The sequence below is a fragment of the Colwellia sp. E2M01 genome, from assembly GCF_018860585.1.
GTDB lineage: Bacteria > Pseudomonadota > Gammaproteobacteria > Enterobacterales > Alteromonadaceae > Colwellia.
Genome location: NZ_JAHKPR010000048.1, coordinates 10,200 through 35,280, shown reverse-complemented (window position 1 = coordinate 35,280; position 25,081 = coordinate 10,200). Strand labels below are relative to the sequence as shown.

The window sequence follows — 25,081 nt, the reverse complement described above, 5'->3', positions numbered from 1 at the left end:
TCTACCAAGTGAAAACTATAACGCTAAGCGTTATAGTTTTATTTAAGGAAGGGATGCATTAAAGCTATCCGTGAAAGTTTTCATGTGAGTCAAAGTGTTTTTGCTGCGTATTTAAATACAAGCCCTTCGACAGTAAAATCATGGGAACAAGGTGGGAAATCACCAAAAGGAACCTCATTAAAGCTGCTTAATCTGGTTGCTCATAAAGGCTTAGAGGTACTCGTTTACTAATTAACAAGGAGGTTTTTTAACCTATGAATATATCTTTAATTATTGCCGGCGTTTTAAGTGCAATAGCTGCTATTTTACATCTTGGTTGTATTTACTTTGGTGCTTCTTGGTATCGTTTTTTTGGTGCGGGGGAGGGAATGGCACAACTTGCCGAGCGCGGTAGCATGCAACCAACCTTGATCACTAGCGGTATTGTATTAGTTTTATCAGTTTGGTCACTTTACGCTTTCTCTGCGGCAGGTGTTATTGTTCGCTTACCTTTACTGCGTTTAGGACTTATTTTAATCACCTGTATCTATTTAACTCGCGGTATTCTCGGATTATTATTAGTGAATAACCCTATGGGGCGTTCCCCAGAGTTTTGGGTGTGGAGTTCATTTATTTGTTTAAGCTTTGGTATTGTTCATTTTATTGGCCTCAAACAAAAATGGTCAAAGCTTTGAGTCGTGATGGGTTGAGGAGTATAAGTATTCGTCCTGTTATGCTAAAAGTGTAATTTAATCATTTAATCATTTAATCATTTAGTCATCTATTTTATTCATCTAATCTAATCACTTAAGTTAATCTTATTTAAGCTATTATTTTGGTAATATAATTCTCATCAGGAGCGATCATTTTAATGAGTACTTTATTGTTATACCCCATGTTTGCAATGGTATTACTAACGTTTATTATTGCCTGTATTGCTGTTAAAGCTAGATTCGCTAGTGTGAAAACAGGTGAACTAAGCCCTAAGTATTTTCGGTTAATGGACGGGCAAGATGTGCCTGATTTCATTACCAAAACAACACGTAATTTTAACAATCAATTTGAGATACCGACGCTATTTTACGTGGTTTGTACTCTCTATATTTGTTTCGGTATCGAAAGCTCTGTTGCGCTAGTGTTTGCTTGGTTGTTTATTATTTCTCGTGTTGCGCACTCAATTATTCATTTAACTTATAACCATATTTTACATCGTATGCTGACATTTTGGGCTTCATTTATGTGCGTTATGGCGTTGTGGATTAACTTACTAATACAGAAAATATAACCTATTCAGAAACCGCATTTTTTACTTAAGGAATGAGTATTATCAAATTCAAAACCGAAAAGAAAAACGAAGAAACAGTAGAATATGCTGAACAATACCCGAAAAATGAGCGGATTCGCATAATACTGCTAATGATGTTAGCGGCAACTTTTATTGTAATTACCCATGAAAAATGGGTTTTCCCTTTTATTGGCTGGTATGCGAGAACGGCGCATTGCCATACGCCATTAGGATTCTCTGGCATATCAGTGCTATGGCATTCAGTACTTGTAGGTTTACCGTTGTTTTGTGCGTTAATAATTGGAGTTTTCACGATGCCAATTGGCATCAAAGGGCTTAAAGATAAACAGTTTCCGCCAAAAGGTATGAAGGTATTAAAGCCGACAAAAATCCTTAAAGGCTGGAAAGGCACCTTTAAATCAGTAGGGCATATAATTGTACCTACCATTATGGTTGGCATAGCTGTTTGGGGGTATTTCCAAGTAGATACAATGCCTCACGAGCCACCGAAAGATATTGATTACAGTATTTGTGAAATGGAGTTGTGGCCTAAATAAGCAAGCCTAGATACAGAACTAAAAGCTGTTACTGCAAGAAGATAACAACTATTTTAATTATAAAAATAAAAAAGGCACTGATTATCAATCAGTGCCTTTATCATGAATTATGGTTAATTAATGTCTTATGATTTTATTGAACGACGTGCAACAAAGCCAATAAGAGCAATAGCCATTAATGCAATTGATGTAGGCTCAGGTACTTGTACGCTTAATTTAGTATTTTCAAACGCAGCGCCTTGGTATTGACGTGCATTACCGTATAAAACAAAACCGTTGTTTACTGTGTCACCATTAACCCAACTACGAACAATATTGGTAACGTCAACAGAGAACGTTTCTGCAGTAGCAATGTTAACATTTACGTTGCTCGCAAATACTTCTGGGTTTAATGAGTCTGCAGCCCACTCAAATAATGGCACTGTACCTGTAAATAATGAATTATCCCAAGTTTGATTATTTACGGCACCAATCATTACAGCTAAGTCGTTTTTTGGGTTTAATTTACTTGTTAAATCCGCTTCGAATGAAGCAGAAAAAGATGATGAATTTACAATACTTGCTGTTAAGCCTGTTAAATCAAACTGAACAAAAGACGCAGTACGTAACTGTTGATTGTCTGATTTACGCTCACGTACAAAAATTTCATTAATGTAATCGAAGTTGTTACCGCCTACAGCGCCAACAGAGTTACTGTCACCATTTATTGATGCATTCACAATGTATTCTGGCGCTATTATGCTTGCACTTGCTTGAGTCGAAACGATTGCTGTCAATAAGCATAAACTTGCGAACGCACTTGAAATGAACTGTTTTGAAATTTGCATAATTACCTCTTAATGCTAAATTTAATAAAATATTAGTTATTAATAAGCAGTTATTAGGCCAATATTGCAAAAGCAAGATATTTCATGATGTTAGAACGTTATTGTTCTTAAGTGCAATTTAAAGTGTAAAGCTTACCGACATAAAAAACACCGTAAGTGCTTAATTATATTAATATTTTTACATATGTTAAACAATATGTGCAGAATATTAACATATGACTTAGCGCTATAGATGGTAGTCAATATTTTGCTGTTTTGGCTTTATTCTAGCTTTATTCGTTTAATTAGGCGTGGATCAAACTTATTTAACTCGCTTCTAGTACACTATATAGATTGTGACGATAACAAGGCGAATTCTTAAAGTATAAACTTTTGGTGTACTATATCGTCTGTATTAGTTATTTTCATAACATTAGGCCACTATATTAAAGGATGAATAGTTGGCCTGTATTTCTATTTTATAAATAAGGTTTTATTAGTGCGTTTTAGTCGAAAAAGTTTAATAACTATTAGTGTAGTCATCCTCATTATTGATTTGTTTTTTGTTCTCGCCAATAAAAAAATTGCTGAACAAACTTTTGAACAAGAGTTAAACCGCGCAGGTAATGATCTTAAATTAAATTATGAATTAATCTTACATCAATCCTACGAAAAACTTTCTAGTCTTGTTGATTTCATTGGTAATAACAAAGAGCTAAATGCATTATTTTATCAAGCTTATCTACTTAATTTACAAAAAAGTAGTGAAGTATCGCTTGCGGAAGTACGAAATCAATTAAATAAAAAACTGGCAGATAGCTGGCAACAATTACAAAATAAGCATGCGGTTAGACAACTGCATTATCACTTCGGCCCAGGCTCAACAAGCTTTTTAAGAGTACATAAACCCGGTAAGTTTGGCGACAATATGGACGAAGTTCGTCACACTATTGTTAACGTTAACCAACAACATAAAGCAGTTCATGGTTTTGAAACTGGGCGTATTTATTCAGGCTTAAGAAGTGCCATACCTATTATTCACACGCTCGACAATGGTGAAAAAGTCAATGTTGGCGCTTTAGAAGTCGGCTCATCTTTTGATAATGTATTAACCGCTTTAATCGAAAAAGTTGGCATAAATGGCGCTGTATTTTTAAATAGAAATCATGTTGAAAAAAACATGTGGCCAGAAGCTATTATCACTAAATTTGAAAATCATAGTATAGGGTCTTGTGATTGCTTTTTAGAAAGTGCGACTATAGAAAATGTATCTGGTTTAGTTGATGAAAAAATCACGCAGGGCTTTAACCTTGCAAAAACTGAAACCAGAGCATTGTTTTTTGATAATCAACATATCGCACTAACCTCATTCCCTCTTTACGATTTTAAAGCCGAATTAACTGGAGGAAAACCCGTTGGTTCAATTTTCTTATGGCGTAATATTAATGATGAAGTCGCAACATTAAATCAGTCTATTTGGTTTAATTATATCTACGGCTTACTCGGTTATATCTTTGTAGAGTTTTTATTTTTATTAGCGGTTCACTCAAGTTCTCGCCAATTTAAAAAGAGAATAAATGAACAAATACAAGAAATTAATGAGAGTGAAAAACGTTTAAATGCCGCTCAAAAAATAGCGCACATTGGTTCATGGGAATATAACTTAGCTAGTCAAACTCTCTATTGTTCAAATGAAATATTTCGCATTTTTGAAATTGAAAAGGACAGTAAATTAGCACTTTATGATCACCTTCTTACGGTAGTGCATGATGAAGACAGAGCCCAAGTTAACCTTGCTTATCAAAATTCGTTAACTTCTAAAAAGCCATATCACATTATTTATCGCTTACAAATGGCTAATGGCACTATTAAATACGTAGAAGAAAGGTGTAATACTTTTTTTAATAACCAAGGTGAAGCGTACAAGTCAATTGGTACAATTATAGATATTACCCAGCAACACCTGTTACAAGAAAAAGATCGCCTTGCAAGTAATGTATTTCGTTACGCCGCTGAAGGTTTAATGGTGGCTGATATTAATGAAATTATTGTTGATATTAACCCCGCTTTTTGTGACATAACCGGGTATACAAAAAAGGAAATACTAGGAAAACCATTATCATTTTTAAATTCAAATAAACACGATGATAGCTTTTATCAGGGAATTTCCGACCATCTTACAGAACATAGTTATTGGCAAGGGGAAATATGGAAAGTGAAAAAATCGGGAGAGGTATATCCGCAATGGTTAAGGATTAGCCCGATACCTGATGATAAAGGAAATATTGTAAGTTACGTGCACTTTTTCTCTGATATATCAGAACAAAAAGCCTACGAACAGCATTTATATGAAGCGGCAATGTACGATAAATTAACCGGCTTACCCAACAGAAAACTTATTCTTGAACGGTTAGAGCAAAGTGTTTTAGCAGCAAACAGAACACGCGCAACCATTGCTGTAATGTTTATAGATTTAGATGGCTTTAAAGCGATTAACGATAATTATAGCCATGAATCAGGTGATGCAGTACTCGTTAATGCAGCACAAAAACTACAAAATCAAATACGGAAAACTGACACCAGTGCACGTATTGGTGGCGACGAGTTTGTAATACTTTTTAATCAAGTAACCGATCAGCAAGGGATTTTAAATATAGCGACAAAACTATTAAACAACCTGAATCAACCACTTGAATATAAAGGAAATAAATTAATTGTTTCAGCCAGTATCGGTATTTCTTTCTTTAACGGAGAAACACCAAAAACGGTTGATATGCTTTTAAATGAAGCTGATAAAGCCATGTATCAAGCAAAAAACAGTGGTAAAAATCAGTTTGCGGTATACAGCGATACGTAATAGAAATTTCAATAATTATGTGACTTTTTACAGACTCCAATCAGCAACTAGATCGTTATTTAGCTGTTTGGGTGACCAAGCTATAACCAACGCCGCGAATAGTTTTAATTTTATAATCAGAGTCTTGTGTAACCGCTAATTGTTTTTTTAAGTTATGAATAAAATTATCAACGGTGCGGTTATCAACATAAACATCCTTCCCCCAAACTGCATCTAAAATATCATCTCGGCTGCAGGTGTTATTTTGGTGGCTGAACAAGAAATGTAAAATATCGAAAGCTGTTTTGGTTAAATGAATTTCTTCGTTATCTTTTCTTACTTCTCTTAACTGCCAATTAACTTCAAAGCCATTGATGGAGGTAATGGCAACATCGCTGACTGTTGGTTTTCGGCGTAATAATGCTTTTATTCGTAATAACAATTCGTTAATGCGATAAGGCTTGCTGACATAATCATCAGTACCGGCAATAAACCCTTCAACTACGTCTTTTTCTAAGCTGCGAGCGGTTAACATTAAAATTAATACGTCGCAGTGTTGGCGTATCCAACGGGCTAATTCATAGCCATTACCGTCGGGTAACATAATGTCTAACACTATTAAATCTACGGTGTTTTCAGTTAACCACTGGCGGCTTTCTTCGATTAAGGCGAACGAAAATACTTGGTAGCCTTCAATTTCTAAGTTATCTGCCAAAGAATTTCGTAAATTATCATCGTCTTCTACTATAAGAATACTATTTGCCATGTGGTGCCTTCTTTACTTGATTGCTGTATTGAAATATCTGCATTATGTTGTCGTAAAATCAATTTGCATAAAGCTAACCCAATGCCATTACCACTGATGGCTTTTTGTTGGGGAAGGCGTTGGAATTCATCAAAAACCTGTTGCCATTGATGTGGTTCAATACCACAAGAATTATCAACAAGAATTAACTTTCTATCGGCCTCGTGGTAACTCACCTTAAGAGTTATTTCGGTTTTATCGTTATATTTTATCGCATTTGAAATAATGTTACTGATCACCAATTCAAACAATAACTCATCAACTTGGATCAGCGCATCTGGCGAAATATTATTGCTGAGTGTCGCTGGTTTAGGACTATGTTCATTATGTTTTTCAAAGCTGTAATCAATAATATTATGCAAGCTAACGGTTTGCAGAGTCAGTGCTACTTCATTTGATTTTAGGCGATTCATCGACAGTAAGTTATCAACCATTAACCACAGACGGTCTACTTCATTAATAATACGTGTGGGATAGTCTTTTACACTTAATTGTTTAGTACTGCGTTTTTCTACGGTTTCAGACATGATTCTTATTGCCGCTAGCGGAGTTTTTAATTCATGGCTTACTAAATTAATAAACTGTTCACGCATGGCAATATAGCTTTGTTTCTTTTTTTGCTGACTAATCAATAAGCGTGAAACAAGTGTTAAAGAAACAATAAAGACAATTAACAATACAAATTTAGAGATAAAAAACCATTGCTGTTGTTCAGCTAATGTTTGCCAAGCGGGTTTGTTAATAATAAAGCTGACATTGGTTAAATTGGAATTAGTTAAAGCAGTCTCAGAGTTTAAAAGAATAACGTCATCAGGCATCAAAACACCTTGTTGCTTTAATTCGTTAATGGCTTTGGGTAATGCTTTAGTTAATGAGTAGGGCATTAATAGCTGATAATTATTATCTAACTCAAGGTAAATATAACCGGGTATTGATAATGAATAATTAACCTGTTTTTCTGCAAGAATAAATGGCCTAGTAGTTCCTATTTTAATAGATTTAAGCATTAGTTCAGTATTTTTTGTTAGCCAAGTGGTATTAAGGTTTGCTTGCTCTAGCAACTGCAGCATCATTTGTTGTATTTTGTCGATATCCGCTTGGCTAAAGTGTTTATTGTCTTTATATAAATAATAAGCGACAGGCTTAAACAGTGTATTGCCGCTGATCAACATTTGCTGAACCAAGGTTTTATTCCATTGGTTTTCGCTATCAATGGTTAAAAATTTTAATGCTGAGATAACTTCACTTAACGCCGATAATTGAAAGTTAGCCACTAAATCAAAATAGTTATTAGTTTGTTGCGTTATTGCTTGGTTGTCTTGCGACTTTATCGCTATCGATAGTGCTTGTAATGCTTCGATTCTTGATTTTTCTGCAGGTGACAAGCTTTGTGCTAATTGTGTAAATTGCTGCCATTTTTCTGAAAGCTGTAATGATGCACTGCCTAAAAATTGATACGGGTAACGCTGCTTATCATCAAATAAATACATATTGCTAGCGAGTGTTAGCCATTGTTCTTCAACCTGCTTATTGGTTGTAGGGTAATGTTTTACTTGTGTTGTTGCTTGGCTGATTAAGGTTTTTTGAATGGTATTAGTTAATAACTGATAATTATCGTTAAGCAGCAGCTTATTTTGCTGTGCTTCCACAATAAATAAGCTGCCAATTGCGATACCTACCACACCAATAACAAGGTAAATTAATGTGGTAAGTTTGTTATCTGTTAAATTCTTAGAATTAACGTTCTTATAGTTATAGTTCTTAGAATTAACCTTTTTAGAGTTAATCAAGTAACGGCACTCTTTCAAAGTTCATTTGCGCAACCGGATATTGCGCTTCAAAATCATCACTTCGGTTATCAATTACTTCAGCGTGTTTAAGTAATTTTTGTAGTTCGATAACTTGATCTTGTTGACGATATTGTAATGGCAAGTTGTTCAACAAATCATTTATTTGATTATATTGATAACTTCTAGCCCAATAGGTTTGACGAAGTTTTTCAGAAAATGAAGCAACCGCGATAGAAAGTACGCTCGCAGGTGATGCCTTTCCAATGTTATCAACAATAACTTTATGCGGGATAGATTTTTTCATGGTGTTAACTTTGTTACCCATCGGCTTTTTATAAGCAACCGCGACTTCAGCTAAACTCGCTTCTGCATCTTTATTTGATAGTTGTTCAGTAAGTTTTACTTCATATAAAACAGTAACACTGTGTCCTGCGCCTATTTCGCCACCATCTTTATTTGGGTCGGTAAAATCTTCTGTTTTTAAGGCGCGGTTTTCATAACCCAATAAACGATAACTGCTTACGGCTTCTTCATTAAAAATTACTTGTACTTTGGCATCTTTAGCGACAGTTTGTAATGATTGAGTAAGTCCATCAACAAAGTTATTTTGAATATCCTTTGTGTTACCTAAATATAAATACTGACCGTTACCTTGGTTGGCTAATTGCTCAAGTAAATGGTCGTTAAAATTACCTTGGCCTACGCCAACCGTTGTTAAAAATATGCCTTTGTCTTTACTTTCCGTAATTCGATTTAAAATACCTTCAGGTGAAGTTGAGCCTACGTTTGCCATACCATCAGACGTTAAAATAACGCGATTGTTAAAGCCTGGCGCATACATTTTTTCAGCTTGTTGGTAAGCCAAGTTTATACCCGATGCAGCATTGGTACTGCCATTGGCTGTTAAGGAATTTATTACTGCGTAAATGGTGTTTTTATCTGCTACTTTGGTTGCGGGTAATACTACGTTTGCTTGATCGCTATAGGTGATAATAGACACATTATCGTTTGCATCAAGCTGTGATACTAAGGTGGTAAACGCTTCTTTTAATAGCGCTAAATTACCACCGCGCATCGAGCCTGAGGTATCAGCAACTAACACTAAATTACTCGGATTACGCTCAATATCTTTTAATTTTTTAGTTTGTACGCCCAAGTGTAGTACATGATAACCCTCACGATTTGGCGACGGAAAAACCTGCGCGCTAATGCCAAAAGTGTCTTTGCTTGGGGTGTAATCGTAGTCAAAAGCATTAATAAATTCCTCAATACGAATACCGTCTATATTAGGCAGTCTATTTCTGTTGAGCATATCTGCGGCTAATCTATATGAGCCGTTATCCACATCCATTGAAAACGTTGAAACAGGGGTGTTACGCGTTTCTAAAGTTGGGTTTACACCGTATTTTTTAAATATTTGATACGCGTTTTGTGAGTGCTTTGGTTCGAGCAATATTTCAGGCATAGGTTGCACATCACTCTCAAAACCTTGGCCTTGTTCGCTCATTACCGCTAATGAGGAAGAAGTTGAACGAGCTTGCGCTAAATGGGTTTTCGCCATCACTGGTGGCGCTGGCGCTCTTTCTCTTTTTTCCATTTTTATCGCACTTTTTTCAGCATTTTTGGCTGTTAATTCTTGTTGAGCGGCAACTTCGCGAGACATGTCACTTTGCATGCCTTGAACGTCAATAACATCGACTTCTTTTTGCTGGTTAGCGGATATTACTTCAGGTGTAGACTTTTCATCTGCCGAGTCTTGCTTCATTTGGCTTGAGCAGTTAGTCAGTAAGGCAATTGAAACGGCTACGGTAATTAGGCTTAAAATATGTTTATTCATAAGAGTCATCCTTTTTATTTTGATATAGCTATCATATCCCGCTTAATTTTATCAATTGTCATGGTTGTATCATGATTCATATTTAATATGAGTATTAAACACAACTATTTGATTCATCGGTAATGTTTTTAAGTTAATATTTTATCTTGTGAAAACTTACTTGTTTTCTACTTTAAATTCTACTCATACAATAAGTTGAAAGTAATGGCGAACACCACAACCAAAGATAAAAGCAATATAGCTCAATTAGGCGCGCAAGTGTTAAGACAACGCGCGCTTGAAGTCGACGACATATTAGGTGATGACTGCCAAAACCTGATTAAAGCAATGATGTCTACAGTACAAGCGGCAGGTGGAGTTGGTATTGCCGCACCGCAAGTTCATCACAGCGCACGAATTTTTATTATGTGTTCAAAACCCAATGCGCGATACCCAGGCGCACCTTTAATGGAGCCAACAGCCATTATTAATCCTGAAATTATCGAATACTCAGATGAAAAAGTTAAAGACTGGGAAGGGTGTTTAAGCGTGCCAAGTATGCGTGGCTTAGTACCAAGACATACCCGTATTAAAGTACGTTACTTTGACCAACAAGGCATTGAACATAACCGCGAACTTAACGGCTTTATCGCCCGTATTTTTCAACACGAGCTAGACCATCTAAACGGCTTAACGTTTATCGACCAACTAGAAACCACACAAGATTTGATCAGCGAAAGTGAATGGTATAAGCAGTATTGTAGGTAAATTAATTGTTATAGCACTTAGCCAGTATTTAAAAGAGATAAAGTGCTACGTGTGCATTCTGTTTCTTTTATTTCTCCCAAATTACTTACTTTTACCTTGTGTAACTCAACGGTGACGGAGTTTTCATCAAACTCTATACTTCCCCAATTGTGTCGGTCATCAAAACTAAAAGGTAATGCTAAGTAGTTTACTGAAATACCTGAAGAAATTATTTCATAACACGGACGTTTTTTATTGGGCTCGAGTAATTTGTTTTTATGTATATCACCAGCAACAAAGAAAACATTAGGCTCAGAAGCGTGTACGGCTTGGCAAAAAAGCGCATATTCGTCGCTAAAATTGGACCAGTCTTCACCACCTTGCGTTAACGTCAGACTTGAACAAACAAAGGTATGGGCAAGCTTGTGCTGCATTTTTTCTAGTAAAAATGCCATCTGTGTTTCACCCAGCATACTTTTTTTGTTTGAGTAACTACGGTTATCTAAAATAATAAAACGTGCGACTGGGTTATCTTTGGGTAAATCAACATAACGATAAATTGGTTTATCATCAGGCTTTTCTTGTCCCAAGACCCACTGTTTAAATAATCTGGTTGAAACCGCTTTTTTATCATCAGGTACATCGCTACCTAAGGCGTTATCCCAAGCAAAATCATGATCGTCCCATGTGGCAAAGAGAGCATTTTTTTCACGCATTTTAGTGATTAAATTATTGAAATGAGGTACGGAAAACTGCTGAGAATACTTAGCGTCCATTTTGGCTTCAAATTGATCTATAGTTAATTTTTCAGGGGAGCGAATATACTCTTGACTAAAAAAGCGAAGCCCGTAATCCATATAAATTTGATCGCCTAATAAGAACAGGTAATCAGGGTTTGTGTCCGCAACAACTCGCCATTCAGCTTGCTTTAAATTATGCGGTATATGTGGAAATGATTCATAGCGGCAGCAGGAAGCGAACGCGATTCTGGTCATTGTAATGCCCTTATTTTTATTAAAACTTTAATAGCTATACTGTTGATTAATTGATTAAATTTACATTGATAATACTGATTTTAACCGTGCAAATGTATGCATATATTCATTAGCTAGTTTGTCGGTGTAATCTGGGTTATTCGCTACTAATACATATTGACCATTACTTTGTTTTTTTACTACGCGTAATAAGTATTGGTCGTCACCTGACTCGTCCTGCATTTCTATAGCGAGTGTTAAACCCGAAATAGAACCTGAATTGGTTGGCGTGATCAGTTCAAGTAATAGTAAATCACCATCTTTAACAGGGTTTTTACCGCCGTTCATTGAGTTACCTGATGCTGTCGCAACAAAATGAATAGTCGGATTTAATGCGCCAAAGCTATGGGCATGATCGGGGATAAATAAATTTTCAACTTCTTCATGTTCACTGGTTTTAAAATGTCCACAGGCAATTTTTAAGCTTGGATAGAAGGGTAGATCTAAACCTTGAATATTATCAATTTCGTCTTCATTTGCCGCTTGTGTGTTAGTCGTTTCAGCCTCTTTGAGTGTTAATTCTTGAGTCTGATTTGTTGAACCTTGCTTGGTTAAATTGCTGAAGTCGTTTTCCGTTAAGGTAATATTTATTTTTTGATAGTAATTAATACCGTCATCAATCATTTGTTTGGTGATTTTGGTAATATCTTCATGGTTCATTTTTTCCCAAAGAACAGAGTCGAATGAAATAATATTCAGGTCATTACACTGATAAAAGAAACGCTTACGTTCAAATTTTTCAAAAGGATTTTCCCTTAAACTTCTTTTTAAATAGGTAAGATTGTCGAGATTTTCTTGCTTGTTTAATGGGTTTTTAGCTTTTTCAGCAGAGCCAAATTTATCAAGTAATGTTTGATAAAAGTCTTGGTATATTAATACTAAATCATCAATGGACTGTTCGCCGCGCTCATTACAATGGTTAACCATGGCAAGTAAGAAGATAATTTTGTAGGAGAAGTTATAATCTCTTTTTTCTAAAAATTCATAAAAATCGGTTTTACGTGTGTCTTCGGTTCGCTCTTTTATATTGTTTGCGATTTTAATTTCTGTAACTTGTTCGTCAGAGAAGTAGTTTAAGGTTTTATTACCGAAAGGTAGGGTTTTAAATGGCGAAATTTGATCTTTTTTCAACCATGCTCTGATAGTGCCTGTTGATAAAAATAACTCTCGTGCTAGTTGCTCTTCATTGAGTAAGTCGCCAAATTCTTTTTCAAAATTAAAAATATTAATTGGCTCTAAACGGCGCTCTTCCTCCCATAACCCGTCTAGAATGGTGAGTTCACTCGTTGGCGTTGCAACATTGTCGACTAAATCAGCAAAAGGCTTATATAAACCAAAATTAAATAAACTGTGCACAGACCAAGGTTGTAAAGCAGAGCTGTAACTATCCACTACGTCAATAACGTAAAGTGCTTCTTTGTCAGGGTGACTACGAGTTCCGCGGCCAAGCTGTTGGGTATATAGCACTTTAGACATAGTTGGTCTTGCCATTACGATGATTGATGTTTGCGGTGCATCCCAACCTTCGTTAAGTAAATCGCAAGCGCAGAGAAATTGTATATTACCCTGTTTATATTCACCTAAACCTTGCCTATCAGTACCGTGAACAGAAGCGGCTTTAATACCATGTTGTTTGAGTAATGCAGCCATGCGGTTGGCATGTTTGATATCGACACAAAAAATAACGCCTTGCTTGACCGTCAGTGACGAAGCATTATCGCTAGTTTCGGTGAAGTATTTTAATAGTAAATCTACTACTAATTGGTCGCGAGACGGTACTTGTACGGTTTTTTGTAAGTCACTTTTTATGTACTCTTTACCGTTAAAGCGCACGTTTGATAAATCAATATTTGAAAGTAAGCGAAAGGCTCTGATTTGTGGAACGAGCTTTTGTTTTATTGCTTCTTCTAAAGTGAGGTTTACTTGATAACTACCAAAAATATCTTCTAAGCGTTGCTGATCTAATCGTTCATCTGTAGCGGTTAAGCCTAGTAAACTCTTAGGTGTAAAATGTTCTAATACGTTTCTTAATCCGTGGGCAGCAGCGCGATGTGCTTCATCAACCAGAATATAATCAAAATAATTGGTTGGTATTGTTCTGAAATGACGTAAGACATAAGCGCTAGTTTGCACAATTACATCAAGGTTTGAGTTATTAACATTCTCACCGACATTAATGTTGGGTAATTGGCTTTTAACTCGTTCAATCAGTTGTTTTTTTAATTCTGTACTTGGCACAATTGCCAGTGATTTAGTGATATTACCTTTGGCAAACTCTTGCCTGAAATCTTCAATAAAAACTTCTGTTTTACCTGTGCCTGTTGGTAATACTATTAAAAAGGTTTGTTCGCCTTGCTTGCGTTTTTCTTGTAATGCCTCAACCGCTTTTTCTTGATGTGCATATAGTTCAAAATCTACGTTACGTGTGGCGCGGTAAAGTGGTGCTGATTGAAAATTATCACTACTACCAAAATACTCTTTTAATTGATCTTCAAACTTAAATTTGTCTTGCATACCTCGATTTGACCAACGATAAACTTGATAACCATCATGTACTAAAGAGTTTTGTTTAAATAACTGTGAGCGGTATTTCTTTTCAGACACTATTGCTGAAAGTGGGTGATGATATTGTTCGCCGTTAAGTTCAATGGCAATTGGGTGAGATGTGCGGTGTAAAACATAATCAATGTGACGGCGATGACCTTGGCAATCTACATAAGGTGCTTCGGGGTGTAAGGCATGAATATGTTTACCACTAAAAACTTGCTCAAACGATAAGGCAAAATTGTATTCTGGTGGTGTGGGATCAATATGGCTGTCAGTGCGGTTAGCGCCGTATATTTTTAAATTAAGCTCACTTAATTCTTTGTTTGCTAAAAATAGAGATAATTCGTTTTCTAAAAGTGATAAATCTGTCGCTAAAAAACGATAAACACCATTGTATTGATGCATGATTCTGTTTTGATAACTGGTGTAATCAATGTACTGGTAATCTTCTATCGACAATTGATAAAGGTTTGAATCAATAATAACGGCAGGTTGGTTTGTTTGAGTATAAAGCCGACCTACGGTAATAACTTCTGCGAACGAATAATTAAATTGAGCGAGTAAGTTATCAAGGGCGGTGTTTCTTTCAGATAAAGTCATAGAGAATTTCGCGGCAGAATATATATCATTACACTTTTCGTAAAATGGCATTTAACCATTTTTCATCTTGACGATCAGGACGAACATCATCAGTAATCCATATTTTTTCAATAACTAATGGAGTGTTTTCTATGAAGCTAGCTAAACGTGCCGCATCAGCATTAGTGAAGTAACGGCCATTGCGATGTGTATCTTCAGTACCTAATTTAAACGAGCAATAAAAAATGCCATTTTGCTGTAACTGCGTGGCTAAATTTGAAAAAGAAGCGGCTATCTTGTCACTTGGTACGTGTAGTAAAGAAGCGCAAGCCCAAATGGCATCAAATAACGGAGTTGTAGGCTCGCGCTGAAAATTCTCAAAGGTATTTAAACTAATCGCTAAGCCAGTATGTTCACGTGCTTTTAAGACTAACGCTTCACTGGCATCAAAAGCGGTGACCGAATAATTTTTTTGGCTAAAAAAAGCGGCATCTCTACCTGAACCACAGCCAGCATCAAGGATATGAGCATTGCTTTTTAATAAGGGTAAAAAGTTTTGGTAAATATCGGAAAGATCAGCATTGATAGTATCGTCAAAAAAGCCGCTTGCGTTTTCATTATAAAAATCAGTTGTCATGGTGCGCCTTTATGTCCTTATTCTATGACGAGTTCTTAAAAGTGTAATAACAACTTATTAGAATGTTTTTCTTTATGTTTATCAACTCTTAACCAAGATTTTTAGTTAAATAAGGCAGAGTAGTTAACAAGCTAGTATGTTATTGGTGTAGTATGGGGGTTAGTTAAGTCTTTTTTATCGTTGCAGTAAATACATTAGCTGCTGCAATTGCAACAACATAAAACAAAAAAGTTATTATCAATCATTTATTAATACGTTAACTCAATATACGCATAGCGTTGAATTCAAAACTAAAAATTAATCACTTAGCTAATCAATAATAGATTTATAAGTATGCACTTAGGATTAAAAATATATGCTCGTATTTAATTGCACCAAGGCTGCCGCAGATTTTTTTACTACCACTAAAAATGGAAATAAGTTTAGCTGTATTGAGCCTGCACCAGAAAAAAACATACCATACGATGATATAAAGCCCGCTAACGTAAATGTTTTAAGTACGCATACTGCTTTTGGTAATACTGAGTCTCCGTGGCAGTGGTTAGTGCATGTTGTTAAAGTAAAACGAAAAAATATAGTTATTGTGATGGATTGTCACTCGCGTTTTTCTATGACTTTTAGCGGTATAAAAAAAGGTGATGAATTAGCCTTTCTTAATATGTTTGAACACCATATTACCTTGCATATAACGCAAATGATGTCAGTGTTTGCCGATATTCCTGGCGCAGTTGAAGAAGATGTTACTGATGAAATATTTGATAGTATAGAGTGTTACAACAACATGCATACTAATTGTGCTTTTCATCAGCGAGGTGATCGCTCGGTACAAGCAACATTGAATGATGTGGTTTGGCATTTTGAGCAACAAGCACATGAATTTGGTTATATTGCCGAAGATTTTGGGTTAATTAAATTTGATGATTTTATTAATCAAATGCTTAGAAAAAATAAAAGTGATAAACAGTATTTTTCACCACACCATAGATTTTTAAAAGCTTGGTTAACTGATTATACCGATAATAATACACAGGAAATTGCACGTAAAATAACCGACTTTAAAGCGATAGAAAGATCTATTTATCAGGAAATAAAAGAGCATATTGAGTACGCCGAGCATATTACCCAAAATAAGCAAGACGTTGAAAATACCGAGGCTATACCTGATAACGTGATATCCCTTGACTCTTACCGAGAAAAACAATCATAAATTTCAATCGCTTAGCGTTGAGTAGCTAGGTAGCATAATATTAGTTACCTTCAATGACCACTTCTATTCTAACTAGAGAATATTCTTTGGTATTACGCGTCGTAGTTTAACTTTAATGCGTTTTAGTTTGCTTACTTCGCCGTCAGGGTTCCAATCAAGTGTTGTCTGCCATGCATTTTCGGGCTGCATTTCCTCTAACATTCCCGCTTTAACTGTTGTTGTTATTTCTTTCGATGGAATAATAACTATGCTTTCGGTATTTAAGTTAGCACTACGTGGATCTAAGTTAAATGTGCCGATTACGGTTATATCGTCGTCAATAACCATAGATTTTGCATGTAAACTAAATATTGGCTCAGCAGGCAGTTTGCCGTCTAATTCTGCCGACATCACTTTTTGTCTGATTTGCGCGTCGGGTTTAAATTCATAAATTTTAACGCCGGTTTCAAGGAGTTCTTTTCGGTCGCGTTGATAGCCACTAAAAGCATCTAAATTATCGGTAGAGGCTAAGCTGTTGGTGAGTATTTTTACCTCAATACCGCGGCTTACTAACCCTTTAAATAGTTCTTTACTTAAATCGGTTGTTACTAAGTAAGGGGTTTGAATAGTGACTGATTTTTTAGCTTGTTGTAATAATAAAATCAGTCGTTCGGTAGATAATCCGCTGCCACCTAAAAATTTATTACCTGCATTTTTACCGGGTAAGTCTGAAATATATTCAACATTATCAAGCCACTGTAAATGTCCGTCTTGTTCAATTTCTTGAAAAACACTAGGTAGGTCTTTTATTTGTTTTCTCACGGAAGCTGTAAAATGTAATGGGTTACAAGCGTATTGATGTAATGCAGTAAAGTCGGTATTGAAGTTAGTTTTACTGGTGACTAATTTTTCAATAGGTAAGCTTAATGCATTGTCCCAGTATTGATTGAACGATAACTGTATATCGTTGCTAATGCCGCCAAGTAATAGTACATCGCGATCTCTAAAGTTAAATTGATGGTCATAACCAAAGTATTCGTCGGCTACATTTCTGCCGCCAGTGATTGCTACTTGGCCGTCTACCGTAAAGGTTTTGTTGTGCATACGTTGGTTAATGCCATGAAAATCTGTCGCTAAATTAACAAATTTGGCAATAAAGTTTTTACCAATATTGATGTTTGGGTTATATATTTTTATTGATAAATTTTCGTGCGCCGCTAATTTTAGTAAGTCGCTACCATTAGCATCAAGCATAATATCGTCAACTAAAACTCTAACTTTAATGCCTCTTTCTGCGGCTTTTACAAGGTAATCAACGGCGATTAAGCCAATGTTGTCTGCTGAAAATATAAAGTATTGTACGTCTATGCTTTTTTGTGCGTGTTCGCTTAACCAAGCGCGGGTAAGTATTGCTTCGGTACCTTGCTCTAATACATATACGCCAGTACTGTTTGCCATTTTAGCTTGGTATGGCTTGAGGTAGGTGGATAATACGGCAGAGGTTGAGGTGTCTATTGCGGCGCAAAAATCTTCATCTGAGGTTGGCATTTGGTCATCTCTATCTGTACAAGCCGTTAACATACTGAGCGGCAGGGCTATAAATAATAATGTAAAGTTGAAACGTATTTTTTTATACAAGCTAAATAGTGTTGTGTTGTCGCGCTGTTGTGTTTTATCCATGAAACTTTGTTAGTCATAAACTAGGTTTATAGCTAATTCTCCTAGGTGGTTAAATTAGTCGCTTACATGAGTTGTGGTGTTAATAAAGCAAACTCGTAGTATTTGTATTTTTGATGTGAAGTTAAGTTATCTTTGTTGCCTAAATTACTCATTATTTTACTGAGCGTTGTTTGGTATTTAGGCATATTACCATACATTACCATACCTGCTAATATTGGAGATAATTGGCTCGGATCTAAATTTTTACTGGCATGTTGCCACTTTTCACCGCGCGTTACAGGCATTAAATATTCTACTGCGAGTGTTAAGCTATGTCCTTTAGGTGATTGATATCGCCATATTGGGGTATCGCCTTTTTCAGCTAAATTTGCTACAAGGGCAAGTGCTTGTAAGTTAAAGCAGCTATAGAAAAAAGCACGGGTTCTTTGTAGCTCATGTTCTTGCGCACCTTGCTCATTAAATTGCTCTGAAAAACTGTTTATCGTTGCAACAATAGTTTTTTCAAACAATGCTTTGTCGCCTAAGTACCAAGACAAAGCGGCTATTTGAAAACGATACCATGAGCCGTGATTATTTTTTTGTGTTGCGCCGGTTTTACCTAATTTACTGGTAGTTAACCAGGCTAAATAGTCGTTTAACCATGAGTTCATTTGTGTAGCTTTTTCATTTGTCCAAGCGGGTGATGCTGAGAAAATTGTGATTGAGTCTAATACTCGTTCAGGGATTAATCGGCCATCTAACATACCCGAACGACGGCCGTTAGGGTTGCCAGGTACACTTTGCGCGTATTGCAAATGCGGGTTCATTTTGGTTTTTTCATCTAAAAACCACGTATTGATTAAGCTAATACCTTTTTGTGCGTATTTTTCATTTTCAGAAAAGTAATAAGCTAACGCTAATATTCTTATCGCGCTAGTGGTTTTGCTTAATCGGCCTCGGTCTACATCATCGGTTTGCGTATCTGGGTTAGTAACGCCATCTTTTCTTATCCAAGGTAAACCATCTGCAGATTTAGGATCTGGCCACCAGTAGCGACTTAAACTTAAATAGTCATGCTTGTTTTTGCTTGGTGGTAAGAAGTTTTTATCCATAACACTTGGGTTGGTCATTGCAAGTGTTGAGTCAGCTTTTTTGAGTAGTAATTCATAAGCCTTTTGAGTGATCTTTGCAGCTTGCCCGTTTTGTAATGACAGCTTAACGTTAGCTAGGCTTTCGGCGCTATATTGAATAAAGTCGATTGATTTATTTGCTGAGACTCTTGTTGATTCATCTACGGGCTTTAATGGTGTCGCAGCATGTGTTGTGAATACTTGTAAGGCTAAAAAAGTAATTAATAAGTTGAATGTTGTCGGTAAGTAACTGAAAATTACATTTATTTTTTTATTTAAAAAAGACATTGTTAGCCTCTGATTATCCGGATACTAGTAGGATTTAAGCCCCACTATAATGAATAATTAGAAATAAGCATAATATAATAAGCAGAGAATATTGTGCTTATCTCTTCAGTCGGTTGCGATTAAAAATCCTTATTACTTGAATTAGGATAAAAAATGAGCCACTAGCGTATTTATTAGGTAACCACCCAGAGTTAAAAATATAAATAAACAGCCGCCAAGTAATAATGGTTTTACGCCAGCCTGTTTAATTGCGCCAATATGTGTTCGTAAACCTAATGCCACCATAGCAATGGTGAGTAATATATTGTCTATTTTTAAAATAAATTCGCATACTTCTTCAGGAATTAACGCTAAAGAGTTTATACCACTGACAATAATGAACCAAAGTGCAAACCACGGAATATTAATAGCGTTTTTATTACTTTTGCACTCTTTATGTTTACCTGCATCAATGGTGGCATTTTGCTTAGCATACCAACATGATAAAACAACTAAAAACGGCGCTAACATCATTACTCTTAACATTTTTTCGATAACTGCAATATCTGCAGCGTTTGTACTTACCGCACTACCTGCAGCAACGACTTGAGCTACTTCATGAATAGTTGACCCCACAAAAATACCGTATGCTTTTTCGCTTAAGCCCGTGCCTGATAAGTTCATATAATTGAAAAAAATAGGGTAGACAAACATGCTGATTGTGCCAAAAACAACAACGGTAGCTACGGCAACAGACACTTTATGCGCTTGTGCTTTTATTACAGGCTCCGTTGCCATAATCGCCGCTGCGCCACAAATTGAACTACCCGCGCCAATTAATATAGTGGTTTGTGTATCTAGCTTAAATAGACGCTTACCTAATTGTATAGCGAGTAAAAAAGTACTAATTAACACAAGAATATCAGTCACTAAACCATGTAAACCAACGCTAGCGACTTGAGAGAAGGTAATTCTAAAACCAAACAATATAATGCCTGCTTTTAGTAAAGTGCTTTTAGAAAAATCTACGCCTACAGCAGTATGTTTTGCAACACGTGAAAATACGGTATTACCAACAATAATCCCCACTAAAATACCTAAAGTTAGTGAGCTTAATTGTGCATTTTTAAAGAAGGCTATTTCACTCAATTCACTAGCTACAAAAGTTAATAACGCCACAAGTGCGACACCAAAAATCCAACGCGGATCACAGTATTGGCTGTTAGTTATTTTCTTATAGCTTTGGTTAAGAGCAAACATGGTCTTCCTAAGAATATAGCTGCGCAAGTGCTATTGATTTAGCGCACTTAATTAAGTTGACTTAATGGTAAAAAATACCTCAATATAACTCCAATACATTAATATCATGATTCTATAACCTGAAGTTATGCAGTGAAGTGGGTTATACAGTTAAGTGGGTTAAAAATGAATTTGCACAGTTTAAACTTACAATCGCTAAGAGTGTTTTATACCGTCGCGAAGCTAGAAAGCTTTTCTCGCACAGCAGAAGCCTTGTATATAAGTCAGCCTGCAATATCAAAATCGATAAAAGATCTGGAGCACCAGTTAGATATACAGTTAATTGAGCGTGCAGCAAAAGGTAAGAAATTAAGTTTAACGGAAGCAGGACACGCGCTATTTGAGCATGCCCGGAGTATTTTCGCTATTGAAAAAGCGGCAATTGACGACATAAATGCACGAACAGGTCTTAAACGCGGCACCCTTGTTATTGGTACAAGTACGACTATTGCCAGTTATTGGTTACCCACGTATTTAGCGCAATTTTGTGCAAAATACCCAGACATAAAAGTAGAGTTACAAGTCGCTAATACCGCGCAAATAGAACAAGCCCTACTTGATTGTACTATTGACTTAGCTTTAGTTGAAGGTAGTCCAAGTCAAGACAATATTATGAGTAAACATTGGCAAAACGATTTAATGAGTATTGTTTATTCGGGTCAAAAAACATTGCCGAAAAATAGTAAAAAATGGCTAGCAAAGCAACAGTGGTTATTACGGGAAGCGGGTTCAGGCACTTTAGAAATATCACTTAAGCTTTTATCTGAGCAAAAAATAGCAATAGAAAAAAATATGGTGTTAGGTAGTAATGAAGCGATAGCTCGTGCTGTTGCACAAGGTATGGGGGTTGCGTTATTACCTAATGTGGTTACCGAAGATTTAGTACAGCTTGGTAAGCTAAATCGCTTTACTGACTATGAAGGAGAGGGGTTTTCTCGACCGTTATATCAATTACGATATCGTGATCGCCCATCATCACATGCGGCACAAGCCTTTGAGAAATTACTGTTTAACCTCAAGGTTTGTATGTAAGAAGCTACATGGATGTAGCTTCTTAGAGAATGCAGGAGTATATTCTCCTGAATAACCCTTTTCTTCAATTAATTAATTAATGCCTTGCCTCTAAGCTTTTTAATTTTCGCTGAGTAGGAAAGCACTTAATCAACTTGGTATAACTATTTACAAGCACCCCAAAAGAGAAAATATAATCATAAATAATAGTGTTAGTTGATTATTTATAGAAACCTCAAATTATGAGTATTGTATATATTTAAAGGTAAGACGAAGTTCTTATTTATTATAGCTACTGCTCAGCTGCTTCTTTTAAATAAGCTAATCTATCTTGCTCTTGTTCGAACGCCGCTTGAATTTCAGCAAGTACGGTTTCAACATCTGCACTTTGCGTATCTTCAGCAAACTGTCCTGTTAACTTAGTTGTGTCACTTAACTCACCTGCCTCATATAAAGCCCACATCTCTTCGCCAAATTTAGTTAGTGCCAAATTAGGAGCGAATTGTGCGTAATAAGTAGTGATATTGTTTACATCGCGCAATAACATTGAACGTGCGTTATTGTTGGCTGAAGCATCAACCGCTTGGGGTAAATCGATTACTACAGGGCCGTATGAATCTACCAATACGTTAAATTCTGATAAATCACCATGCACAATACCTGCACATAACATACGCATAATATAAATCATCATTAACGCATGATCTTCTAACGCTTGCTCGGCTTCCATCACCACATCGTTTAAGCGCGGAGCGACATTACCTTCTTCATCGGTAATTAATTCCATTAACAATACGCCGTCATAACAACCAAAAGGCTGAGGTACACGTACATCGTGTTCAGCAAGAGTATATAACGCATCAACTTCAGCATTTTGCCATGCTTCTTCTTGCTGGCTTTTACCGTATTTGGAGCCTTTTTCCATGGCTCGCGAACGTCTGCTGTTACGGCTTTTTCTACCTTCAGTATATTGCGATGCTTTTTTAAAGCTACGCTTCATGGATTCTTTATACACTTTCGCGCAGCGGATTTCTTCTCCACAACGTACTCGATACACAGTGGCTTCTTTCCCGCTCATTAATTGATTGAGTACCTCATCAATTAAACCCTCTTCGACAAGAGGTTGAAGACGCTTTGGAATTTTCATTTAACTTTTGTACCTTTACAACATGTAGAAATAATTATAGCAACTTCACCGATTATGGGAGTATGTAGCGAAAGGCTGAGTATATCAGTATTAGCCGCCCCTTCAAGTGTAATGGCTATATATCCCAAGAAGCATTAACTTAATAAGGTAAAGAATATTTCAATGACAAAAGCATTTGCTAGATCAATAAAAAAAGCACCGATTAATGGAATAACAATAAATGCTTGTGGTGAAGCACCATATTGCTTGGTAACGGCTGTCATATTGGCGATAGCGGTTGGCGTGGCGCCAAGCACTAGGCCAGAATAGCCAGAAACCATAATGGCAGCATCGTAGTTTTTACCTAATGCTCTGAATACCACATGAATGGTAAAAAATAAGACTAAGAGTACTTGTGCGGTAAGTAAGAATAAAATTGGCAGTGCTAAATCAATTAATGTCCATAACTGTAAACTCATTAATGACATCGCTAGAAATAAGCCCAAAGACAAGTCTGATATTAACGCTAATGTTGGCGTGCCTGTTGGCCAGTGAACTTTTTTCCATATTAACGGAATCGTGTTGGTTAGTAGAATACCGCCAAATAAACAAGGTACAAAAATCGGTAATTTAAGACCTATGCTGTCTATTAAGTGGTGTAAATGCAAACCAATACCAATGGCGATACAAAGTACTAAAATAGAGCTGTATACACTATGAACGGTAATTTCTTCTTTTTCGTTTTCACTGCCGATAACAATATGTTCTGAGCTGGTAGAGGTAAGGTTATGTCGTTTTATTAAATAGCCTGCAATTGGACCGCCACAAATACCACCTAATACCAAACCAAAGGTTGCACATGCTATACCTATCTCCATAGCATTCTCAATATTAAAGTGGCTAACAAAGCTAGGTGCCCAAGCGATTGAGGTACCGTGTCCGCCACTAAGAGATACAGAGCTACCTAATAAACCTGCGGGTGGTGAAAGGCCTGATACCATTGATACGGCTATGCCAGTAATGTTTTGTAAAAATAAATAACAAATGGCTAAAAGCAACATAATAACAAGTGATTTTCCGCCTTTAATTAAGGTAGAAAGCCTGGCAGATAAACCAACACAAGTGAAAAATATAACCAATAATATATCGCGTTGTTGTAATGAAAACTCGATACTTAGATCGAAAATATAATAAAGGACACTAAAGAAAAGCGCAGTAATAATGCCGCCTGTTACAGGCTCGGGGATATTGTATTTTTGTAAAAAAGCTACTTTTCGGTTTAAATAGCGACCTAAAAATAAAACTAATACCGATAATATAATGGTTTGTCTTTCGTCTAATATCATTGCTTATGTAGACACTTTGTTGCTATCGTCGCTGGCGTTAAGTTTGTTTTCTAATTCGGTTAACTTTTTATAAATTTTATCGTTCTGTTTTAATATTTCTTCGTTTTGTCTTCTTAATTCTCTATTCTTTATATTGGTGTCAGTAAAGCCGAACACCTTGGTCGCGAAAATGGCACCAACACTACCTAAAATCCCTACCCCTAAAATGAACATTATGAACACCATAATACGGCCAGTTAAGGTCACGGGGTAAACATCACCAAACCCTATGGTGCTAGATGACATTAACATAAGCCAAAATGCATCGGCGTAATTTTTCACAGGGGAGTTAGTTGCTTCAAGTTCAGCAATATAAGTTATGTAGCCTAATGAAATATTAATAACGGCAAATATTACAAAAGATAATACGGTAATTATTCCGTAGTTATAATTTTTAACGCCATAGTCATCAATGCGGTAAAAATTACTTTTTTCCATGGCGTGTTTTATAATAATCATTGTTTTCTCTATGACAGTAAGTGAACTTAATTTAATTAAATTCATGATATTACAATATCAAACTATAGAAAAGTATTGCGGCAAGTAAACTAAAATTCAGCCTATATATTTAATTTTTTAGCATTATACCAATCTGATTAA

Annotated in this window: 21 protein-coding genes; 8 read left to right on the top strand and 13 right to left on the bottom strand. The window is 36.1% G+C overall.

What is annotated here, in order from left to right; all coding sequences use genetic code 11:
* Nucleotides 1-57 precede the first annotated feature (57 nt).
* From KO502_RS10530 to KO502_RS10515, 4 genes are all read left to right on the top strand, one after another.
* A complete protein-coding gene (locus KO502_RS10530; RefSeq protein ID WP_216022582.1) occupies nt 58-231 on the top strand; it encodes a helix-turn-helix domain-containing protein in 174 nt (57 codons plus the stop codon).
* 23 nt (nt 232-254) lie between these two features.
* A complete protein-coding gene (locus KO502_RS10525) occupies nt 255-674 on the top strand; it encodes a hypothetical protein (protein ID WP_216022531.1) in 420 nt (139 codons plus the stop codon).
* A gap of 176 nt (nt 675-850) precedes the next feature.
* A complete protein-coding gene (locus tag KO502_RS10520; RefSeq protein ID WP_252730720.1) occupies nt 851-1,264 on the top strand; it encodes an MAPEG family protein in 414 nt (137 codons plus the stop codon).
* Nucleotides 1,265-1,296: 32 nt separating this feature from the next.
* Nucleotides 1,297-1,821 carry a hypothetical protein gene (locus KO502_RS10515; RefSeq protein WP_216022530.1) on the top strand — a complete coding sequence of 175 codons (525 nt, stop codon included), beginning with the start codon at nt 1,297-1,299 and terminating at the stop codon, nt 1,819-1,821.
* Between the two features lie 125 nt (nt 1,822-1,946).
* Here KO502_RS10515 and KO502_RS10510 read toward each other — a convergent pair whose 3' ends face one another.
* Complete coding sequence (locus KO502_RS10510; RefSeq protein WP_216022580.1) at nt 1,947-2,648, bottom strand: PEP-CTERM sorting domain-containing protein; 702 nt, start codon at nt 2,646-2,648, stop codon at nt 1,947-1,949.
* Nucleotides 2,649-3,126: 478 nt separating this feature from the next.
* On the opposite strand from KO502_RS10510, the gene KO502_RS10505 reads away from it, so the two are divergent.
* Nucleotides 3,127-5,484, top strand: coding sequence for a diguanylate cyclase (locus tag KO502_RS10505; RefSeq protein ID WP_216022529.1), 2,358 nt, complete (start codon nt 3,127-3,129; stop codon nt 5,482-5,484).
* A gap of 55 nt (nt 5,485-5,539) precedes the next feature.
* Here KO502_RS10505 and KO502_RS10500 read toward each other — a convergent pair whose 3' ends face one another.
* The 3 genes from KO502_RS10500 to KO502_RS10490 are packed head-to-tail and all read right to left on the bottom strand — an operon-like array spanning nt 5,540 to nt 9,895.
* Entirely contained in the window at nt 5,540-6,229 is a 690-nt protein-coding gene (locus tag KO502_RS10500; protein ID WP_216022528.1) for a response regulator transcription factor, read from the bottom strand.
* Nucleotides 6,208-8,058, bottom strand: coding sequence for a HAMP domain-containing sensor histidine kinase (locus KO502_RS10495; protein ID WP_216022527.1), 1,851 nt, complete (start codon nt 8,056-8,058; stop codon nt 6,208-6,210). Before KO502_RS10495 ends, KO502_RS10500 begins: the two co-directional genes overlap by 22 nt.
* Nucleotides 8,051-9,895 carry a von Willebrand factor type A domain-containing protein gene (locus KO502_RS10490; protein WP_216022526.1) on the bottom strand — a complete coding sequence of 615 codons (1,845 nt, stop codon included), beginning with the start codon at nt 9,893-9,895 and terminating at the stop codon, nt 8,051-8,053. Before KO502_RS10490 ends, KO502_RS10495 begins: the two co-directional genes overlap by 8 nt.
* A 204-nt stretch (nt 9,896-10,099) precedes the next feature.
* Here KO502_RS10490 and def point away from each other — a divergent pair, with 204 nt between their 5' ends.
* Nucleotides 10,100-10,642 carry a peptide deformylase gene (gene def, locus KO502_RS10485; RefSeq protein ID WP_216022525.1) on the top strand — a complete coding sequence of 181 codons (543 nt, stop codon included), beginning with the start codon at nt 10,100-10,102 and terminating at the stop codon, nt 10,640-10,642.
* 17 nt (nt 10,643-10,659) lie between these two features.
* Here def and KO502_RS10480 read toward each other — a convergent pair whose 3' ends face one another.
* From KO502_RS10480 to KO502_RS10470, 3 genes are read right to left on the bottom strand one after another with little or no spacing between them, the layout of a single operon-like run.
* The gene (locus KO502_RS10480) at nt 10,660-11,616 is read right to left on the bottom strand and encodes an alkaline phosphatase D family protein (RefSeq protein WP_216022524.1); all 957 of its coding nucleotides are present in this window, start codon (nt 11,614-11,616) and stop codon (nt 10,660-10,662) included.
* 60 nt (nt 11,617-11,676) lie between these two features.
* Nucleotides 11,677-14,802 carry a DEAD/DEAH box helicase gene (locus KO502_RS10475; RefSeq protein ID WP_216022523.1) on the bottom strand — a complete coding sequence of 1,042 codons (3,126 nt, stop codon included), beginning with the start codon at nt 14,800-14,802 and terminating at the stop codon, nt 11,677-11,679.
* A 28-nt stretch (nt 14,803-14,830) separates the two neighbouring features.
* A complete protein-coding gene (locus KO502_RS10470) occupies nt 14,831-15,418 on the bottom strand; it encodes a class I SAM-dependent methyltransferase (RefSeq protein WP_216022522.1) in 588 nt (195 codons plus the stop codon).
* A gap of 355 nt (nt 15,419-15,773) precedes the next feature.
* Here KO502_RS10470 and KO502_RS10465 point away from each other — a divergent pair, with 355 nt between their 5' ends.
* Nucleotides 15,774-16,625, top strand: a complete 852-nt coding sequence (locus KO502_RS10465; protein WP_216022521.1) for a hypothetical protein — start codon at nt 15,774-15,776, stop codon at nt 16,623-16,625.
* 72 nt (nt 16,626-16,697) lie between these two features.
* Here the strand turns inward: KO502_RS10465 and KO502_RS10460 are convergent, their stop codons facing one another.
* The 3 genes from KO502_RS10460 to KO502_RS10450 all read right to left on the bottom strand — a co-directional run bounded on the left by KO502_RS10460 (nt 16,698) and on the right by KO502_RS10450 (nt 20,920).
* Nucleotides 16,698-18,284: a phospholipase D family protein gene (locus KO502_RS10460; protein ID WP_216022520.1), complete on the bottom strand. Its 1,587-nt coding sequence runs from the start codon at nt 18,282-18,284 to the stop codon at nt 16,698-16,700.
* Between the two features lie 62 nt (nt 18,285-18,346).
* A complete protein-coding gene (locus tag KO502_RS10455) occupies nt 18,347-19,681 on the bottom strand; it encodes an alginate lyase family protein (protein WP_216022519.1) in 1,335 nt (444 codons plus the stop codon).
* Nucleotides 19,682-19,822: 141 nt separating this feature from the next.
* The gene (locus KO502_RS10450; RefSeq protein WP_216022518.1) at nt 19,823-20,920 is read right to left on the bottom strand and encodes a YeiH family protein; all 1,098 of its coding nucleotides are present in this window, start codon (nt 20,918-20,920) and stop codon (nt 19,823-19,825) included.
* A gap of 165 nt (nt 20,921-21,085) precedes the next feature.
* On the opposite strand from KO502_RS10450, the gene KO502_RS10445 reads away from it, so the two are divergent.
* Nucleotides 21,086-21,991: a LysR family transcriptional regulator gene (locus tag KO502_RS10445; RefSeq protein ID WP_216022517.1), complete on the top strand. Its 906-nt coding sequence runs from the start codon at nt 21,086-21,088 to the stop codon at nt 21,989-21,991.
* A gap of 271 nt (nt 21,992-22,262) precedes the next feature.
* On the opposite strand, the gene KO502_RS10440 is transcribed toward KO502_RS10445, so the two are convergent.
* The 3 genes from KO502_RS10440 to KO502_RS10430 form a co-directional block, all read right to left on the bottom strand.
* On the bottom strand, nt 22,263-23,117 hold the full coding sequence (locus KO502_RS10440) for a PA4780 family RIO1-like protein kinase (protein ID WP_216022516.1): 855 nt from the start codon (nt 23,115-23,117) through the stop codon (nt 22,263-22,265).
* Nucleotides 23,118-23,251: 134 nt separating this feature from the next.
* The gene (gene gltS, locus KO502_RS10435; protein WP_216022515.1) at nt 23,252-24,442 is read right to left on the bottom strand and encodes a sodium/glutamate symporter; all 1,191 of its coding nucleotides are present in this window, start codon (nt 24,440-24,442) and stop codon (nt 23,252-23,254) included.
* A 3-nt stretch (nt 24,443-24,445) separates the two neighbouring features.
* Nucleotides 24,446-24,940 (bottom strand): potassium channel family protein, encoded by a 495-nt coding sequence (locus KO502_RS10430; protein ID WP_252730719.1) that lies wholly within the window; start codon nt 24,938-24,940, stop codon nt 24,446-24,448.
* Nucleotides 24,941-25,081: the final 141 nt, after the last annotated feature.

Excerpts from the sequence above, each read along its gene's own strand:
- KO502_RS10525 (WP_216022531.1), top strand. The coding sequence starts at position 255 with ATGAATATATCTTTAATTATTGCCGGCGTTTTAAGTGCAATAGCTGCT.
- KO502_RS10465 (WP_216022521.1), top strand. The coding sequence starts at position 15,774 with ATGCTCGTATTTAATTGCACCAAGGCTGCCGCAGATTTTTTTACTACC.
- KO502_RS10510 (WP_216022580.1), bottom strand. The coding sequence starts at position 2,648 with ATGCAAATTTCAAAACAGTTCATTTCAAGTGCGTTCGCAAGTTTATGC.
- KO502_RS10475 (WP_216022523.1), bottom strand. The coding sequence starts at position 14,802 with ATGACTTTATCTGAAAGAAACACCGCCCTTGATAACTTACTCGCTCAA.
- KO502_RS10440 (WP_216022516.1), bottom strand. The coding sequence starts at position 23,117 with ATGAAAATTCCAAAGCGTCTTCAACCTCTTGTCGAAGAGGGTTTAATT.
- KO502_RS10480 (WP_216022524.1), bottom strand. The coding sequence starts at position 11,616 with ATGACCAGAATCGCGTTCGCTTCCTGCTGCCGCTATGAATCATTTCCA.
- KO502_RS10500 (WP_216022528.1), bottom strand. The coding sequence starts at position 6,229 with ATGGCAAATAGTATTCTTATAGTAGAAGACGATGATAATTTACGAAAT.
- KO502_RS10430 (WP_252730719.1), bottom strand. The coding sequence starts at position 24,940 with ATGATTATTATAAAACACGCCATGGAAAAAAGTAATTTTTACCGCATT.
- KO502_RS10515 (WP_216022530.1), top strand. The coding sequence starts at position 1,297 with ATGAGTATTATCAAATTCAAAACCGAAAAGAAAAACGAAGAAACAGTA.
- KO502_RS10470 (WP_216022522.1), bottom strand. The coding sequence starts at position 15,418 with ATGACAACTGATTTTTATAATGAAAACGCAAGCGGCTTTTTTGACGAT.
- KO502_RS10490 (WP_216022526.1), bottom strand. The coding sequence starts at position 9,895 with ATGAATAAACATATTTTAAGCCTAATTACCGTAGCCGTTTCAATTGCC.
- KO502_RS10455 (WP_216022519.1), bottom strand. The coding sequence starts at position 19,681 with ATGTCTTTTTTAAATAAAAAAATAAATGTAATTTTCAGTTACTTACCG.
- gltS (WP_216022515.1), bottom strand. The coding sequence starts at position 24,442 with ATGATATTAGACGAAAGACAAACCATTATATTATCGGTATTAGTTTTA.
- KO502_RS10450 (WP_216022518.1), bottom strand. The coding sequence starts at position 20,920 with ATGTTTGCTCTTAACCAAAGCTATAAGAAAATAACTAACAGCCAATAC.
- KO502_RS10520 (WP_252730720.1), top strand. The coding sequence starts at position 851 with ATGAGTACTTTATTGTTATACCCCATGTTTGCAATGGTATTACTAACG.
- KO502_RS10445 (WP_216022517.1), top strand. The coding sequence starts at position 21,086 with ATGAATTTGCACAGTTTAAACTTACAATCGCTAAGAGTGTTTTATACC.
- KO502_RS10460 (WP_216022520.1), bottom strand. The coding sequence starts at position 18,284 with ATGGATAAAACACAACAGCGCGACAACACAACACTATTTAGCTTGTAT.
- def (WP_216022525.1), top strand. The coding sequence starts at position 10,100 with ATGGCGAACACCACAACCAAAGATAAAAGCAATATAGCTCAATTAGGC.